Genomic DNA, 16,000 nt, shown 5'->3' with positions numbered 1-16,000 from the left:
TCAGGGCGAGAAGCCGCCGTGCGTCCCTAAAATGGCGGCTTTCCCCGATCGGGACGTACCAAGAGGATTTCAGATGATCAAAGTCGGCATCGTGGGTGGCACGGGCTATACCGGTGTGGAGTTGCTGCGCCTGCTGGCCCGGCACCCCCAGGTCCAGTTGCAGGCCATTACCTCTCGCAAGGAGGCTGGCATGCCCGTGGCGGACATGTACCCCAGCCTGCGAGGCCATGTCGATCTGGCTTTCGTGACGCCCGACGACGCCAGGCTCACCGAGTGCAATGTGGTCTTCTTCGCGACACCCCATGGCGTGGCCATGGCCCAGGCGCGCGAGCTGGTCAATGCCGGTGTCAAGGTCATCGACCTGGCCGCCGACTTCCGTCTGAAGGACACCGCCGTGTTCGAGCAGTGGTACGGCATGCCCCACAGCTGCCCTGATCTGCTGGAAGAAGCCGTGTATGGCCTGCCCGAGCTGAACCGCGAGGCCATCAAGAAGGCCCGCATCATCGGCAACCCGGGTTGCTACCCCACGTCCGTGCAACTGGGCCTGGCACCGCTGCTCAAGCACAAGCTGGTCGAGCCCACGCACCTGATCGCCAATTGCGCCTCGGGCGTGTCCGGCGCGGGCCGCAAGGCCGAGGTGCACACCCTGCTGGCCGAGGCTGCCGACAACTTCAAGGCCTATGGCGTCAAGGGCCATCGCCACGGCCCCGAGATCAATCAGCAGTTGCGCACCATCGCTGGTGACAGCTCGGTCAACTGCCTGTTCGTGCCGCACCTGCTGCCCATCATCCGCGGCATCCACTCCACGCTGTATGGCCGCCTCACAGCCGAAGGGCAGGCCGCTGATCTGCAGGCCGTGTTCGAGGCCCACTACAAGGGCGAGCGTTTTGTGGACGTGCTGCCCGCTGGCAGCGCCCCCGAAACCCGCAGCGTGCGCGCCAGCAATACCGTGCGCATCGCGGTGCACAAGCCCGAGCCCGATACCGTCATGGTGCTGGTGGTGGAAGACAACCTCACCAAGGGCGCTTCCGGGCAGGCCGTGCAGTGCATGAACCTGATGTTCGGTCTGGATGAGCAGATGGGGCTGGATCTGGTTCCGGTTCTGCCCTGATGCGTTGGCGGCTGATCCGGCGGCGCCTGTCGATCGCGTCGCCGCGCATGGCTGTACGCAGCCACATGGCCTGGCCTTTGCGCTGGGCCGTGGCGGCGCTGATGCTGGGCTTTTCTGCTGCGCTGGCCCTGTGGGCCTTCGAGTTCGGCCGCAACATTGCCGGTCTCAATCAGGACGGCGGCAAGTCGGCCGACCTGGTGGCCCAACTGCGCCAGCAACTGGACGACGCGCGCCGTGATCGTGATGCGGCCCAGGCCGTGGCCAACTCCGCCGACAGCCTGCTCAAGGCCGAGCGCGTGACCCAGCAGCGCCTGGCCGAGCAGGTCAAGTCGCTGGAAACCGAGAACCTCGCGCTCAAGGATGACCTGGGCTTTTTCGAGCGCCTGCTGCCGGCCACTGGCGGCGGTTTGTCGGTGCGAGGCTTGCAGGTTGAAACGTCCGCACCGGGGCAGGTGCGCTTCCAGTTGCTGATCATGCAGCAGGGCGGGCGCAACCAGCCCGAGTTCAAGGGGCGTGTCGAGGTGCTGCTCAGCGGCGCACGTGATGGGCGCCCCTGGGCAGACAGCGCGCCCACCTTCACCCAGCCACTGGCGTTCAAGCAATACCGCCGTGTCGAAGGGCAGGTGAACTTGCCTGCCAACAGCACGGTCAAACAGGTGCAGGTGCGTGTGCTCGATGAGTCAGGCCAGGTGCGCGCAGGGCAAGTTCAGGCACTTTGAACGTTACGTGCGCGAAGCTGCTTCATACTGTGAAAAACCTCCGTGCAAGGCATTGACCTGCGCGGGCAACCGTGTAACCTCGGGCCCTTCGCCCACCCCCTTTTGATGAGGAACCCGTGATGTTCGGCTGGAAGAAAACCCCTCCCATTCGTACCCTGATCGGCGAAGGCACCGTGATCTCGGGCGAGATCCGCTTCAGCGATGGCCTGCGCATTGACGGCGAGGTCCAGGGTAATGTGACGTCCACAGGCGATGCCCGCTCTCTGCTGGTCATCAGCGAAAAAGCCCGTGTCCATGGCAAGGTCAGGGCCGGGCATGTCATCATTAATGGGCTGATCGAAGGCCCGGTGATGGCCGAAGACCTGCTTGAGTTGCAACCCAAGGCGCGCATCGTGGGTGATGTGCGCTACGAAGCCCTGGAAATGCACCAGGGCGCCACGATAGACGGCGAACTGCGCCCCTTGAAAACCGATGACAAGCCGGCACTGAAGCTGGCAGCCAGCTCAAACACCGGTGTGACCACCGTGCAGCCCGTCATCGCGCAGTCGCAAAAGAACTGATTTTTGATCCCGGAGATTTACATGACCGTTGTTGCCCAAACCACTGCCGACACCTTTGCTGCAGACGTTCCGGCGCCCATCATCTTCACCGACGCTGCGGCGTCCAAGGTGGCCGAGCTGGTCGCTGAAGAAGGCAATCCGGAGCTGAAGCTGCGCGTGTTCGTGCAAGGCGGCGGCTGCTCGGGCTTCCAGTATGGTTTCACCTTCGACGAGCTGAGCAACGAAGACGACACCAAGATGGAAAAGAACGGCGTCACGCTGTTGATCGACGCCATGAGCCTGCAGTACCTGGTGGGCGCCGAGATCGACTACAAGGACGACCTCGAAGGCGCCCAGTTCGTGATCCGCAACCCCAACGCCCAGACCACCTGCGGCTGCGGCTCCAGCTTCTCGGTCTGATCCATGCTGCTGATCCAGGCCGGATCGGCGCTTTAACGGGCAGGTTGGCGGACCCGGTTAACGGGCGGGGTAAAGCCCGCCCAGCACGCGGGGCCCTCGTGCCCCGGTCACCGCCGGCACATTGCCAGCCAGCCGATTGACGTGGGTCCAGGCCAGCCAGGCAAAGGCCGCGGCTTCCACCTGCATCACGTCCAGGCCGTGGGTGTCTGATCGGCCCACGCGCACGCCGGGCAGTTGCTCGCCCAGGCGCCGCATCAGGTCGCCATTGAGCGCACCGCCCCCACACACCACCACTTCGGCCGCGTCTGGCGCGTGTTCGCGCAAAGCCATGGCGGCACTGCGTGCCGTCAGCTCGCACAGCGTGGCCTGCACATCGCGGGCAAGGTCGGCGTCGGCCAGGGGGCCATCGGTCAGGCCATGAGGGGCCAGCCAGCGGTTGAGCCACTCGGCGTTGAACAGGTCACGCCCGGTGCTTTTCGGCGGGGCCAGGCTGAAGAAGGGCTCCTGCAGGGCATCACCCAGCCAGTCCTCCATCACATTACCCATGGCGCCAAATTCGCCGTTGGCGTCGTAGGCGTGGCCGGTCTGCCATTGGCACCACATGTCCAGCAGGGCATTGCCCGGGCCGCAGTCAAAGCCAAGCGGGACTTGTTCGGGGCGCAGGATGCTCAGGTTGGCCATGCCGCCAATATTGAGCACGGCCACAGTCTGGTCCGGCACGCCAAAGATGGCCTGGTGGAAGGCCGGCACCAGGGGCGCGCCCTGGCCGCCTGCGGCCACATCGCGGCTGCGGAAGTCCGACACCACGTCAATGCCTGTCATCTCGGCCAGCAAGGCTGGGTTGTTGAGCTGGATGGTGTAGGCCAGATCTGGCCGGTGGCGCACGGTTTGCCCGTGTGCGCCGATGGCCTGGACCTCCGTGGGCAGCACATCGGCCGCCTCGCAAATGGCCTGCACCACGGTGGCATACAGCACGGCCAAGGCTTGCGAGGCCACGGCGCTGCGATGCAGTTCATCCTCGCCTGGCGTGTTCAGGTCCAGCAGCGCCTGGCGCAAGGTCGGGGGCAGGGGGCGGTGGGCATGCGCCAGCATCCGCCAGCTGTCCTGCTCGCGCTGCAGCAAGACGCCATCGACCCCATCCAGCGAGGTGCCCGACATCAGCCCGATGTACAGCTCAGAAAAAAGCCCGCTGGGGCGGGCTGAGGGGAGGAGGTCCAACCCCTGTGTCAACACGTTGACGGACGCGCTCATTCGAATCGCGGGCCGGACTGTGCGCCAGCGGTCTGCCATTGGCCGGCCGCCTGGATGGTCTGGGCCACGTCCACGGTGCGCTGGCGGAACTGGGCCAATGCCTGCGGCGACAGCACCTGGCTGTCAGAGGCGCGTGCGATCGTCATCGGGTCCACCTGGTGGCCGCTGAGCTTGAACTCGAAGTGCAGATGGGGCCCGGTTGCCCAACCCGTGGCGCCGACCGCACCAATGCGCGCCCCTTGCTCCACATGCTGGCCGTTGCGAACGTCGATGCGGCTCAGGTGCGCATACACCGTCATGCGGTTGCCGCTGTGCTGGACCTGGATCACATTGCCATAGCCATTTTGCTGGCCGGCAAAGGTCACGACGCCATCACCCACGGTGCGAACCGGTGTGCCGGTGGGGGCGCCAAAGTCCACGCCCAGGTGGGCGCGCCACTTCTGCAGGATCGGGTGAAAGCGCATGGCAAAGCCCGAGGTCACCCGCGAGAAGGCCAACGGCGAAGCCAGGAAGGCGCGTGTCTTGCTGCGGCCGTTGAGGTCGTAGTACGCACCTTTCTTGCCTGGCTCCTGGAACCAGACGGCGTCGTGGTGTTTGTCCTGGTTGATGAAGCGCGCGGCCAGCACGCGGCCAGCCGAGCCGCCCCAGGTGATGGGTTCGCCGTCGGCCGTGTGGGCCTCGTACAGCACGCTGAAGGCATCGCCCTTGCGCAATTCACGGCGGAAGTCGATGTCGTTGCCAAAGATTTCAGCCAGCTGGTTGGTGACGCCATCCGGCACGTGTGCGTCGTCAGCCGCTGCGTACAGCGACGACTGGATGGTGCCCGAAGCCAGTTGCGGCACGGTTTCCAGCGGCACGAGTTCCTTGCGCACATCCCAGCGAGCCGGGGTGCTGCCCTGGGCCTTCACGCGGGTGATGGTCAGGCGGCTGAAGTGGGTGTCCAGGTCATTGGTCGTGTCGGCCGGGCCGCGCACGATCAGTTGCTGCAACTGCCCGTCTTCCACCGATGCCTTGACCGACTTGCCTGTGCGGCCCTGCAGGATGGTGCCCGCCACAGGGTCATTGCGGATGAACTGGGCCGTGTCCATGTCGTCCACGCCCAGGCGGGCCAGCAGGCTGTCCACGGTGTCGGCGGGGCGGGTGACATCGCTGCGGTATAGCGTCAGCGCCTGGTCACCCAGGTTGGCGAGCTGCGCAGGCAGTTCCGGCGCGGCCACGGTTTCATGAATTTGCGCGATGTGGGGCTGCACGCCTTGGGGGAGGGCGGTCAGCGGGGCCACACCGAACGCCGCAACGGCCGATCCGGCCAGAAGGGCCACCACGGCAGCGCTGACGCGGCGGGGGTGACGGTGTGCGGCGGCTTGAAAAGACTGCGCGCCAGACTGCAAGGCCTCGATCAATTTAGATGTCGTCAAAACTGAAATCCCATCCAGATGCGGTGGCGGGGGAAGCTGTCCCCTAAAATCAGCCCGCGTTGCACACATGGCACACGCCTGGGCGCCCACAATTTCCGGAGTATATCCCCCGGAATAGGGTGGTCCTCATGCTGATTTTCACCCATTGGTTCCCCATGTCTCATACCGAAAAAGCCCCAGAAGCCAAGCCAGAACATCCCGTCACCGACCGTGTGCGCGAGGCCCTGGCGGTCACCCAGCGTGGCGTTGACGAACTGCTGCCCGAAGGCGACTGGATTAAAAAGCTGGCTCGGTCAGAAGCCACCGGTGTCCCATTGCGCATCAAGCTGGGCCTGGACCCCACGGCCCCGGACATCCACCTGGGCCACACGGTCGTGCTCAACAAGCTGCGCCAATTGCAGGATATCGGTCATACCGTGATTTTCTTGATCGGCGATTTCACATCGCTGATTGGCGACCCTTCTGGCCGCAACACCACGCGCCCGCCGCTCACGGCCGAGCAGATCAAGCACAACGCCGAGACCTATTACAAGCAGGCCAGCCTGGTGCTGGACCCGGGCAAGACCGAGACCCGCTACAACAGCGAGTGGTGCGACGCCCTGGGCGCGCGCGGCATGATCCAGCTGGCCAGCCGCTACACCGTGGCCCGCATGATGGAGCGCAATGACTTCCACGACCGCTTCCATGCCGGCACCTCGATCAGCGTGCACGAGTTCCTCTACCCGCTAATGCAGGGCTACGACTCGGTCGCCCTCAAGTCCGATCTGGAGCTGGGTGGCACCGACCAGAAGTTCAACCTGTTGATGGGGCGTCACCTGCAGGCCGAGTACAACCAGGAGCCCCAGTGCATCCTGACCATGCCGCTGCTGGAAGGCCTGGATGGCGTCGAGAAGATGTCCAAGTCCAAGAACAACTACATCGGCATCAGCGAAGCGCCCAACGAGATGTTCGGCAAGCTCATGAGCATCAGCGACGACCTGATGTGGAAGTACTTCACCTTGCTGAGCTTCCGGGCGATGGACGACATTGCGCGCCTCAAGGCCGAATGCGAGGCCGGTCGCAACCCCCGCGATGCCAAGGTCATGCTCGGCCAGGAGATCGTGGCGCGCTTCCACAGCGTGCAAGCCTCCGAAGACGCGCTGGCGGATTTCGTCAACCGATCCAAGGGTGGCGTGCCGGATGACATCCCTGAAGTGACACTAACCTTGCCCGAAGGTGGCTTGGCCATTGGCCAATTGCTCAAACAGGCAGGCCTGGTCCCCTCCACCAGTGAAGCCCTGCGCATGATCGACCAGGGCGGGGTGCGCCTTGACGGCGTCGCCATCAGCGACCGGGGCCTCAAGCTGGGGCTGGGCGTCTACGTGGCGCAGGTGGGCAAGCGCAAATTTGCCAAAGTGACCTTGCAAAGCTGATTTCACCCGTTTCGGGGGTAACCCCCCCACCTGAACAAGGGGGTGAGTTCCCCACTCTTTGCCGACCCTGCGCATTAGTTCACACCAGGTAGAGCGACCCACCGTTGTGCCTCATCTGAGCGGCCGATAAGCTTCGTAACAACAGAGATCGAAAGATCGATGCAGTCAAAGGAAGTACCGGACGCCAGTTGATTGCAAGCCAGTTTGTGTTGCCAAGGTCCGTTGCAAAGTGGAGATCAATATGAAATTTGCCTTGAAAAGTATCGTCGCCGCCACCGCCTTCGTTGCAGCCGGCATGGCCAGCGCTGCCAGCGTGACCGTTCCCGCCAACACGGCCTACAACGGCCTGAGCTTTTCGGGTTCTGGTTCACTGTCGTTCAGTGCTGACCTGCTGGGCGCTCTGGACACCGGCAAAGTGGCTGTGGCCGGTTACGGCGCTGCGACCGCGACCGTGATCAAGGATTCCGACGGGTTCTACACCCAGGCATCCGCTGCGGCCCCGATCACGTCGCTGACGATTGATTCTTCGACCTACAACGTGCTGAGCGCGGCCACCACCGGTGGTGCCACCCAGACGGCCCCGGTGCTCAAGAGCGTGTCCAGCGGCGGCTCGCTGACCGTGACCGACCTGAATGTCGACATCGCCAACAAGAAGGTCTATGCCACCATCATCGGCGGCAACGGCGTGGGCACCCTGAACAACTTCTACCTCTGGGACATCGGCAGCATCACAGGTGCGACGTCGGTGACAGGCGCAGGCTCCTTCACGACGTCCATGACAGGTCTGTCGATCACCACGGCCGGCTTCAACACCTTCGTGCAGTCCTTGGGCCTGCTGACACTGGGCAAGAGCGCACTGTCTGGCGTGACCGACTTCGGCACCATCACCTCGACCATCGTCGCCAAAACCGTGACAGCGGTGCCTGAGCCCTCCACTTATGCCCTGATGGCCCTGGGCCTGGTGGGTGTGAGCGTGGTGGCACGCCGCCGCAGCAAGTAACGGGGCTGTATCAGGGGTTGCCAACCCCGCCCAACGGGTTACATATGCAAGCCGCTCTGACCGGAAGGTCGGGCGGCTTTTTTTGCGACAAATTTGACGCGCGCACACCCTCTCTCCCAGGCGTGGCCCAAACCCGTCTCGGGGGTAACCCCTACACCCGAATGCGGGGGAATCCGGTCGGAACTGGTGTTTTCCTGACCCTGCGTGTACGTGTTTGAGGGGCAACAGCCGTTGTGTCCGTGAACTATTGCCCGGTATGCTTGTGACGAACAGACATCGCAAGAACAGTCTGTGCTCGTCAAAGGAAGACGCGGATGCCTTCTGACAGCTGAGAAGTTTCAAAGGGCCGCTTTAAAGTGGAGAAAAGACATGAAATTTGCAATGAAGAGCATCGTCGCTGCAGCAGCATTTGTGGCAGCCGGCGTCGCTAGCGCCGCCGCCATCACTGTGCCTGCTGGCGTCATCTCGCCGGACTTCAACGGCATGACGTTCACTGGCGCCGGCTCGCTGTCGTTCAGCGCTGACCTGCTGGGCGCTCTGGACACCGGTAAGGTCTCCGTGGCCGGTTACGGTGCTGCTACCGCTACCGTTTCCAAGGATTCCGACGGCTTCTACATCGAAGCTTCGGCCTCGGCTCCCATCACTTCGCTGACCATCGACTCCGTCACCAAGCAAGTGCTGTCGGCTGCTACCACCGGTGGCGCTACCCAGACTGCCCCCGTGCTGAAGAGCGTGTCCAGCGGCGGTTCGCTGACCGTGACCGACCTGAACGTTGACCTGGCTAACAAGAAGGTCTACGCCACCATCATCGGCGGCAACGGCGTTGGCACCCTGACCAACTTCTACCTGTGGGACATCGCCAGCATCACTGGCGCCACGGCAGTTGCTGGCAACGGCACCTACACCACCTCGCTGACTGGTCTGTCGATCACCACCGAAGGCTTCAACACCTTCGTGAAGTCGCTGGGTCTGCTGACGCTGGGCAAGAGCGCCCTGTCCGGCGTGACCGACTTCGGCACGATCACTTCCACGATCACGGCTGTGCCTGAGCCTTCGACCTACGCTCTGATGGGTCTGGGTCTGGCTGGTATGGGCCTGGTGGCTCGCCGCCGCGCCAAGTAATTGGTTGTCTGAATCAGGGTGTACTTCCGGTGCATCCTGATTTCAGTCAAGGGCCGCTCACGCTCTGCGCCGGGCGGCTTTTTCTTTGGTGTTGTAGCTAGATATTTACATCGATTGACTTTTACGGCCCTGCTGGTACAAAGTCACGGGTTCTGCCTGTCCAGGCTATTTGATCAAAATTACTGCCACCGAGCACGGTGGGGTGTGGTTAATTGAGGAGACGACATGAAATTTTCAGCCTTGTCGCGAACGGGGTTCGCGGTGGCTTTGTCTGCAGTGCTGGCTTCCATGATGGCCCCGGCTCAGGCCGAGACTGTGGACAGTATTTTCGCGAAGGTGTCGCCCTCTGTTCGTGATCGGATGTTTTTCCGGTTGAACTATGTTCTAGCGAATGTCAAGACTTCGTCTGGCGAAGCTCGCGATGTCACAGGGCCAGTAATGGGCAAGAATGACATTGCAGATTATCTCCGGACACCTAATTACACGTCTGCATATTTCACGAGATCCGATCTCGCTGTTAACTTTAAAACAAAATATTTTCAATTGGACCAGGTCGCTGGCGCCATTGATGATGATCTTACTCATGGTTTTGATAATGAGGCCGGTGGTCTAGGAACGCCTAAGGGTATCAAGGCTAAAGGACAGGATACGGTTGGAACTCCTGTGTTGAGTGTTGGCTACTTTTTGAGTGAAGATTACTCTTGGTTTCTTGAGGCTATGGTGTTGGCTGCGCCACTTAAAGTGACCGTTAAGGGTGATGGTGTTAATGGTAGCGGCCTTCCAAATGGGATAAATGGCAAGGATATTATTAAGTTGAAGATGCTGCCTCCAATTGGCATACTTGGTTATTATTTTGGTGAGAAGGGTGACGTAATTCGCCCGTTCGCGGGATTGGGGGCTTCTTATGCAATGTTTTTCGACGTTCGGGCAACCGAAACTTTGAATGCCTATCAAGGTGGTTTGAATAGCGGCGATACGACCATTAACCTCAAAAACTCATTCGGCGTGGGGCCGTTTTTGGGTGTTAAGGCAGAAGTGACGGATGCGTGGCATATCGGTGTGAGTCTCGGCAAATTGCGCTACAAGACTGAAGCGACGATTACAACACGGAATACCACAATTACTTCGGCTGCCGGGGTGCTTTTGGATTATGGTCCTGCTGTGGTTGATGCCATTAATGTCGGACGAAACATGGCGGCATTCGATGCAAATGGAGTGCGCACAGATGGTGTCACGGCGTTGATGTGTGATTTGGCTGCCGCAAAGGGTATATCGAATACCTGCAATTACGGCACTTACGTTCGTAAGCAAAGCACCGTTATGGATACGACGATGCTCATGCTTAGTATTGGGCGCTCATTCTGAACGTAAGTCTTAGAGTTGATTGGAATGATTATGAAAAAGCTGGTTCTTGTGCTGGTCGCGGCGGTGCCTGGTTTTGCTGTTCATGCTCAAGGGTATGTGGGGGCTGTGGCTGCTTTGACATCAATTGGTGGTGGATGTCCTTCCGGAAATACAGAATGTGATAAAAAAGGTTTTGGTTTGCATTTGTATGCAGGCTCCACCTTATCTAAAGCAAAGCAAATTGATTTTGGTGTAGGTAGGCTTGAATCAGTTGAAGTTGGTTTGATGACCTTTGGTAAAGGTGATTCGAACGGGGTTAAGCAAATTCCCATTCCCTACGATACAGCCACTACTGAAGTTCCTACGTCTGCCGTTGCAACTGCTAATGCGTTGACGTTTGCTGCTGTGTCTCGTGTTCCATTGATGGATGGCGTGGCTATCGGAATTAAAACAGGGATTGCATTCGTTTCATCGACCATGCGTTATTCGATAGGTGGCGTGCAAGACGGTAGTGAAACTGCTAGTAAGTTGAAGCCGTATCTGGCGTTAACCGTTGAGTATGCCCCGATGTCAAATCTAAAAATTGTTTGGTCATACGATTGGACGAGGTTTGACGTTGCTGGGCAGAAGGGTAGCTTGGGTGCGCTTGGGCTTGGTGCCGAAGTTGGGTTCTAAATAATTTCCACAAGATTAACGCCCCAGTTGATGGGGCGTTTCTGTTTTTAATAACTTAGTGCGAAGTTTTTGATGTTGATATCCGAGTGTGTTGGGGGTGATTGATGTGACCAGGTATTTGGGCTGCTAGAAGAATGCCCGGATCATCCACATCCAAAGCCATCGCCGGATATCGACTCATTATTCGACTAAGGTCCCGCTCCGATTGCATGCGAACGAGTTCCGAAAAGAACTCGGCGGAGAACGCCACAGGGCGGCCCTGCTGAAGTTTATATTGAGGATAGACAATGGCCTGGCAGGCCAGCGCCCCTGCAATCTTTTGCAATGTCTCTGCCTTCAACATATGGGTATGCCCTGGCAAGATAAGCCAGCCGTTTGCGTTGGCGCACGCCAGAACGCCACTGGCCACAGCCATGGCAAAGTCATCTTTGGGCTCGCCATCCAATGAGGTGGGGTCTTGCGGTAACTCAACCACGCAATTACCCGGCAAAATATCACGAGCTTGTTCTGCGACCAGTTTGGGCGCAATGAACACCACAGGCAGGCCGCTTTCAAGGGCCATCTGCAAGGTGCAGCGCAAGTTACTGAACAACTGCATGGCTGCGTCCTGATGGGCAGAAAGCTGGCCAGTGGTGGGGCTGTCATCTTCCTTTTGAGTCGAAGGCTCAGCCACAATCAGCAAAGTAGGCAAACGGTCCATGATCGTCCCCGGATGTTGCAACAAAGTGTGAGCCGTTTTGCTGCATTGCACCACCGAGGCTTCACCTAGGGGCATACCCGCGCGCGGATTTGATCTCCGTCATTTCAGGTGGGAATCGAACTGGTCGATACTGCAACTATGGACAAGACACCGCACGATCTGGCGCAAATGCGCAAAAGCTATGAACAGGCTGAACTCGATGAGTCGCATGTTCGTCCGCAACCCATAGACCAGTTTCATCATTGGTTCGATGAGGCCGTGCGCGCCAAGGCCTTGGAGCCCAATGCGATGACATTGGCCACGGTCAACGCCGAAGGACGCCCCTCCACGCGGGTGCTACTGCTTAAGGGGGCTGACGCAAGTGGGTTGGTGTGGTTCACCAATTACGGCAGCCGCAAGGGGCAGGACTTGGCAAGCAACACCATGGCTGCCATGCAGTTCTTCTGGCCTGAACTGGAGCGTGTGGTGCGCATCGAGGGCCGGGTAGAGCGGGTGTCGGAGGCCGATTCAGATGCCTACTACCACAGCCGCCCGGTCGGCTCGCGCATTGGCGCCTGGGCTTCACCCCAGAGCCAGGTGTTGTCGTCTCGTGCCGTGCTGGAAGCTGCCTGGAAGGATCAGCAGGCCAAGCTGGGTGACAACCCGCCTCGGCCGGCGCACTGGGGCGGCTATCGCCTCGTGCCAGACCACTGGGAGTTCTGGCAAGGGCGCCACTCGCGCTTGCATGACCGCATCGCCTACAACCTGCAGGCAGACGGCCACTGGCTCATTCAGCGCCTGGCGCCTTGAGCAGTTCCGCAAACGTCTTGCGGAATTTCTCGATCTTGGGGCCGATGACCACGGCGCAGTAGCCCTGTGAAGGGTTCTGCTCGAAGTAGCGCTGGTGGTAGGCCTCGGCCGGGTGGTAGTTGGCCACGGGCATCACTTCCGTGACGATCGGGTCACGGAAGACACGGCTGGTGGCCAACTCTTCAACCATGTCTCTGGCCAGCGCAGTCTGCTGGGTGTTGTGCGTGTAGATGCCCGAGCGGTACTGCGTGCCCACGTCGTTGCCCTGTCGATTGAGCGTGGTGGGGTCGTGGATGGCAAAAAAGACCTCCAGCAGTTGCTGGTAGCTCACCTGCTTGGGGTCAAAGCGCACGCGCACCACCTCGGTATGGCCTGTGCGGCCACCGCAAACCGCCTCGTAGGTCGGGTTGGGGTGCTGCCCATTGCTGTAGCCTGATTCGGCCTCGATCACGCCGCGCAGCTGGTTGAACACGGTTTCAATGCACCAGAAGCAGCCGCCACCAAAGGTGGCCTCTTCCCAACTCTCTTTCCGGTCGGCGGCATCAGTGGGGCTGTGTGCGCTCATCGCGTGCTTTCTTTGCTTAGACTGGGACATTATCCAAACGAAGCGCCATCCGTGTGTGTCACGGGCCCATATCAGGGGCCTGTTGGCGGCAAAGCTTGGCGTTGATGAAACAGAAGTGGGGTTTTCTGCATGGCAGATTGGGCGTCTTACAAGCCGTTGTTGACGGCGCTGGCTTTGCCGCCAGTGCCGTTTCTGGTGTTGATCCTGGTGGGGGCTCGCTTGATCCTGCCGCGGCGCGGCTTGGGCTATTTCGTGCTTTTGCTGGGCGTGGCGGGGATCTGGTTCAGTTGTTGCCAGGTGACGGCCCAGGCCTTGCAAGACCATGTCCTGAAGCCGCCAGGCCCGTTGCAGGGTGCTGAGCTTGCCAGGCTGGAGGCCTCGGGGCGGGCTTATGTCCAGCAGGTTGCCCTTGCGCGGCGATCCGGTCGTGGGGCGGCGGTGACGCCCCCGGCGGCGGTGGTGGCGCTCGGTGCCGGGCGTGAGGCGCTGGCACCGGAGTACGGCGTATCCGATCTGACGCACTTTTCGGCCGAGCGCTTGCGCTACGCCATTTGGCTGGGGCAGCGCACGGGTTTGCCCATTGGTTTCAGCGGTGGCATTGGTTGGGGGCAGCAAGGGGATGTCGGCGCTTCGGAGGCGGAAACCGCTGCGCGCGTGGCCCAGCAGTTCTATGGTGTGACCATGCGTTGGACGGAGACCCGCTCGGCAGACACGCGGCAGAACGCCATGCTGACTGTGGCGATGCTGGCCGAGCAACACGTCCGGGAGGTGGTGGTGGTGACCGATGCCTTCCACATGCCCAGGGCCTTGCGCCTGTTCAAGGAGGCGGCCAAGCATGAGGCGGCATTGCACCCTGACCGGCCTGTCCTGACCGTGACACCCGCAGCCACGCACTATTGGAGCCGTGAAGGCGCATTGGACTGGCTGCCATCTGTGGGTGGAACGGCCAATGTGCGCATTGCCTTGAAGGAAGCGCTGGCCAAATTGACGGGCGTATAAAAGAGAAACCCCCGGACGAAGCCGGGGGTTGGAGCGGCACGCGGGCCGTCCGAGGAAAGGGCAAAGATGTTGGTTTGCCACATCCCAAGACGCAGTGACTGCGTCTTATTGAGTTGCCTGCTTGCAGCAGACGTTTGAAGATTAGATCAAGCGCTCAGGCAAAGCAAGCCCGTTTGTCGGATAGGCGGGTGCTTGTCACGGCTTTTGAAGAATCCGCGAGACGATGTCGTCCACGCGGGCGTTCACCTGCTCGGGCATGGTGATGGTGCGGCCCCATTCGCGGTTGGTTTCACCGGGCCACTTGTTGGTGGCGTCCAGCCCCATCTTGCCGCCCAGACCGCTGACAGGCGAGGCAAAGTCCAGGTAGTCGATCGGGGTGTTTTCGACCAGGGTGGTGTCGCGTGCCGGGTCCATGCGGGTGGTGATGGCCCAGATCACTTCCTGCCAGTCCCGGATGTTGACGTCTTCGTCGCAGACCACGATGAACTTGGTGTACATGAACTGGCGCAGGAAGCTCCACAGCCCGAACATCAGGCGCTTGGCGTGGCCGGGGTAGGCCTTCTTCATGCTGATGATGGCCATGCGGTAGCTGCAGCCTTCGGGTGGCAGGTAGAAGTCCACGATCTCGGGGAACTGCTTTTGCAGGATGGGCACGAAGACTTCATTGAGCGCCACGCCCAGCACGGCGGGCTCGTCAGGTGGCTTGCCTGTATAAGTAGAGTGGTAGACCGGGTCCTTGCGGTTGGTCATGCGCTGGACTTCGAAGACGGGGAACCAGTCTTGCTCGTTGTAATAGCCGGTGTGGTCGCCAAACGGGCCCTCCAGCGCGTGCAGGTAGCCGCCACGCTCCATCAGCGGCACGCCATGCTCACTGGTGCCTTTATATCCAGCAGGGGCGGTGGGGATATGGCCTTCCAGAACGAACTCGGCGCTGGCGGGTACCTGCAGGTACTGGTCACTTTCACCCACGGCTGTATTGACCACTTCCGTTCGGCTGCCACGCAGCAGGCCGGCGAACTGGTACTCGCTCAGTGAGTCAGGCACCGGGGTGACGGCGCCCAGGATGGTGGCCGGGTCGGCGCCCAGGGCCACGGCAATGGGGAAGGGCTGGCCGGGGTTGGCCAGCGCGAATTCGCGGAAGTCCAGCGCACCGCCTCGGTGGGCCAGCCAGCGCATGATCAACTGACGCTTGCCGATGAGTTGTTGCCGGTAGATGCCCAGGTTCTGTCTGCTGCGTGGGTTGGGCACGTTCTGCGGCCCGCGTGTGACGACCAGGCCCCAGGTCAGCAGGGGGGCCGCGTCGTCCGGCCAGCAATGCTGGATGGGTAGCTCGGTCAGGTCCACGTCGCTGCCTTCGCGCACCTCTGCCTGACAAGGTGCGCTGCGTGAGGTCGAGGGCTTCATGTCCCACAGGGCCTTGGCCATTTGCAGCAGCTTGCCCGCGTCCTTCAGCCCTCTGGGGGGCTCTGGTTCCTTGAGGCTGGCCAGGACGCGGCCAATATCACGAAGCTCGCTCACGTCATCGGCGCCCATGCCCAAAGCCACACGCCGAGGTGTGCCAAACAGGTTGGCCAGCACCGGTACTTTGCAACGGATTGCGTTAGCCGACCCACCTCTTTGAGGGGGTACAGGGTGCTCAAACCACAAAGCGGGACCACCTGCGCGGAGTACGCGATCGCTGAGCGCGGTCATCTCCAGGTAGGTAGATACGGGCTCTTGGACGCGTTTGAGCTCACCAAGCCGCTCCAGGCCTGCCACGAAGTCGCGCAAATCACGGTATTTCATCTTCTGAAGTTATAAAGAATGAGTTCTATATGCTTGACTGGTTATTACAGGCTTGCCTAGAATCCGCCCCGACGTACCCGGTTACGCATTTTTACCGGGTTTTCCCTTGTGTACTCCTACGGGAGTGCCACGCTGCCAGCCCTGGCAGTTCAAC

The 16,000-nt window shown here is 60.9% G+C and carries 16 protein-coding genes; 11 read left to right on the top strand and 5 right to left on the bottom strand.

Annotation, left to right across the window (positions count from 1 at the left end; all coding sequences use genetic code 11):
- The first annotated feature begins 73 nt into the window (after positions 1 to 73).
- From argC to erpA, 4 genes are all read left to right on the top strand, one after another.
- Positions 74 to 1,111 carry an N-acetyl-gamma-glutamyl-phosphate reductase gene (gene argC / locus HY019_RS04580; RefSeq protein ID WP_290688711.1) on the top strand — a complete coding sequence of 346 codons (1,038 nt, stop codon included), beginning with the start codon at positions 74 to 76 and terminating at the stop codon, positions 1,109 to 1,111.
- A gap of 47 nt (positions 1,112 to 1,158) precedes the next feature.
- Positions 1,159 to 1,830, top strand: a complete 672-nt coding sequence (locus HY019_RS04575; RefSeq protein ID WP_290688709.1) for a DUF6776 family protein — start codon at positions 1,159 to 1,161, stop codon at positions 1,828 to 1,830.
- Positions 1,831 to 1,949: 119 nt separating this feature from the next.
- Positions 1,950 to 2,390, top strand: a complete 441-nt coding sequence (locus HY019_RS04570; RefSeq protein WP_290688708.1) for a polymer-forming cytoskeletal protein — start codon at positions 1,950 to 1,952, stop codon at positions 2,388 to 2,390.
- 21 nt (positions 2,391 to 2,411) lie between these two features.
- A complete protein-coding gene (gene erpA, locus HY019_RS04565) occupies positions 2,412 to 2,789 on the top strand; it encodes an iron-sulfur cluster insertion protein ErpA (protein ID WP_290688706.1) in 378 nt (125 codons plus the stop codon).
- Positions 2,790 to 2,846: 57 nt separating this feature from the next.
- On the opposite strand, the gene HY019_RS04560 is transcribed toward erpA, so the two are convergent.
- Positions 2,847 to 4,007 (bottom strand): anhydro-N-acetylmuramic acid kinase, encoded by a 1,161-nt coding sequence (locus HY019_RS04560; protein ID WP_290688704.1) that lies wholly within the window; start codon positions 4,005 to 4,007, stop codon positions 2,847 to 2,849.
- A 29-nt stretch (positions 4,008 to 4,036) separates the two neighbouring features.
- Positions 4,037 to 5,455, bottom strand: coding sequence for a M23 family metallopeptidase (locus tag HY019_RS04555; protein WP_290688702.1), 1,419 nt, complete (start codon positions 5,453 to 5,455; stop codon positions 4,037 to 4,039).
- Between the two features lie 155 nt (positions 5,456 to 5,610).
- Between HY019_RS04555 and tyrS the strand changes: the two genes are divergently transcribed.
- The 5 genes from tyrS to HY019_RS04530 all read left to right on the top strand — a co-directional run bounded on the left by tyrS (position 5,611) and on the right by HY019_RS04530 (position 11,008).
- The gene (tyrS, locus tag HY019_RS04550; protein ID WP_290689166.1) at positions 5,611 to 6,867 is read left to right on the top strand and encodes a tyrosine--tRNA ligase; all 1,257 of its coding nucleotides are present in this window, start codon (positions 5,611 to 5,613) and stop codon (positions 6,865 to 6,867) included.
- A gap of 253 nt (positions 6,868 to 7,120) precedes the next feature.
- The gene (locus HY019_RS04545; protein WP_290688700.1) at positions 7,121 to 7,867 is read left to right on the top strand and encodes a PEP-CTERM sorting domain-containing protein; all 747 of its coding nucleotides are present in this window, start codon (positions 7,121 to 7,123) and stop codon (positions 7,865 to 7,867) included.
- A 369-nt stretch (positions 7,868 to 8,236) separates the two neighbouring features.
- On the top strand, positions 8,237 to 8,989 hold the full coding sequence (locus HY019_RS04540; RefSeq protein WP_290688697.1) for a PEP-CTERM sorting domain-containing protein: 753 nt from the start codon (positions 8,237 to 8,239) through the stop codon (positions 8,987 to 8,989).
- A 225-nt stretch (positions 8,990 to 9,214) separates the two neighbouring features.
- The gene (locus HY019_RS04535) at positions 9,215 to 10,354 is read left to right on the top strand and encodes an OmpW family outer membrane protein (protein ID WP_290688696.1); all 1,140 of its coding nucleotides are present in this window, start codon (positions 9,215 to 9,217) and stop codon (positions 10,352 to 10,354) included.
- Positions 10,355 to 10,384: 30 nt separating this feature from the next.
- On the top strand, positions 10,385 to 11,008 hold the full coding sequence (locus HY019_RS04530) for a hypothetical protein (protein WP_290688694.1): 624 nt from the start codon (positions 10,385 to 10,387) through the stop codon (positions 11,006 to 11,008).
- A 55-nt stretch (positions 11,009 to 11,063) separates the two neighbouring features.
- Here HY019_RS04530 and HY019_RS04525 read toward each other — a convergent pair whose 3' ends face one another.
- A complete protein-coding gene (locus tag HY019_RS04525) occupies positions 11,064 to 11,708 on the bottom strand; it encodes an NTP transferase domain-containing protein (protein WP_290688693.1) in 645 nt (214 codons plus the stop codon).
- Positions 11,709 to 11,876: 168 nt separating this feature from the next.
- On the opposite strand from HY019_RS04525, the gene pdxH reads away from it, so the two are divergent.
- Positions 11,877 to 12,497 carry a pyridoxamine 5'-phosphate oxidase gene (pdxH, locus tag HY019_RS04520; protein WP_363302264.1) on the top strand — a complete coding sequence of 207 codons (621 nt, stop codon included), beginning with the start codon at positions 11,877 to 11,879 and terminating at the stop codon, positions 12,495 to 12,497.
- Here pdxH and msrA read toward each other — a convergent pair.
- The gene (gene msrA / locus HY019_RS04515; protein ID WP_290688690.1) at positions 12,475 to 13,062 is read right to left on the bottom strand and encodes a peptide-methionine (S)-S-oxide reductase MsrA; all 588 of its coding nucleotides are present in this window, start codon (positions 13,060 to 13,062) and stop codon (positions 12,475 to 12,477) included. The two genes, pdxH and msrA, sit on opposite strands and share 23 nt — an antisense overlap.
- A gap of 129 nt (positions 13,063 to 13,191) precedes the next feature.
- Between msrA and HY019_RS04510 the strand changes: the two genes are divergently transcribed.
- Positions 13,192 to 14,061 carry a YdcF family protein gene (locus HY019_RS04510; protein ID WP_290688689.1) on the top strand — a complete coding sequence of 290 codons (870 nt, stop codon included), beginning with the start codon at positions 13,192 to 13,194 and terminating at the stop codon, positions 14,059 to 14,061.
- A gap of 195 nt (positions 14,062 to 14,256) precedes the next feature.
- On the opposite strand, the gene ubiD is transcribed toward HY019_RS04510, so the two are convergent.
- Positions 14,257 to 15,846: a 4-hydroxy-3-polyprenylbenzoate decarboxylase gene (gene ubiD / locus HY019_RS04505; RefSeq protein ID WP_290688687.1), complete on the bottom strand. Its 1,590-nt coding sequence runs from the start codon at positions 15,844 to 15,846 to the stop codon at positions 14,257 to 14,259.
- Between the last annotated feature and the right edge of the window lie 154 nt (positions 15,847 to 16,000).

It is taken from the genome of Aquabacterium sp., assembly GCF_016195855.1.
Taxonomy (GTDB): domain Bacteria; phylum Pseudomonadota; class Gammaproteobacteria; order Burkholderiales; family Burkholderiaceae_C; genus Aquabacterium.
This window is presented reverse-complemented; position numbering and strand designations above follow the sequence as displayed.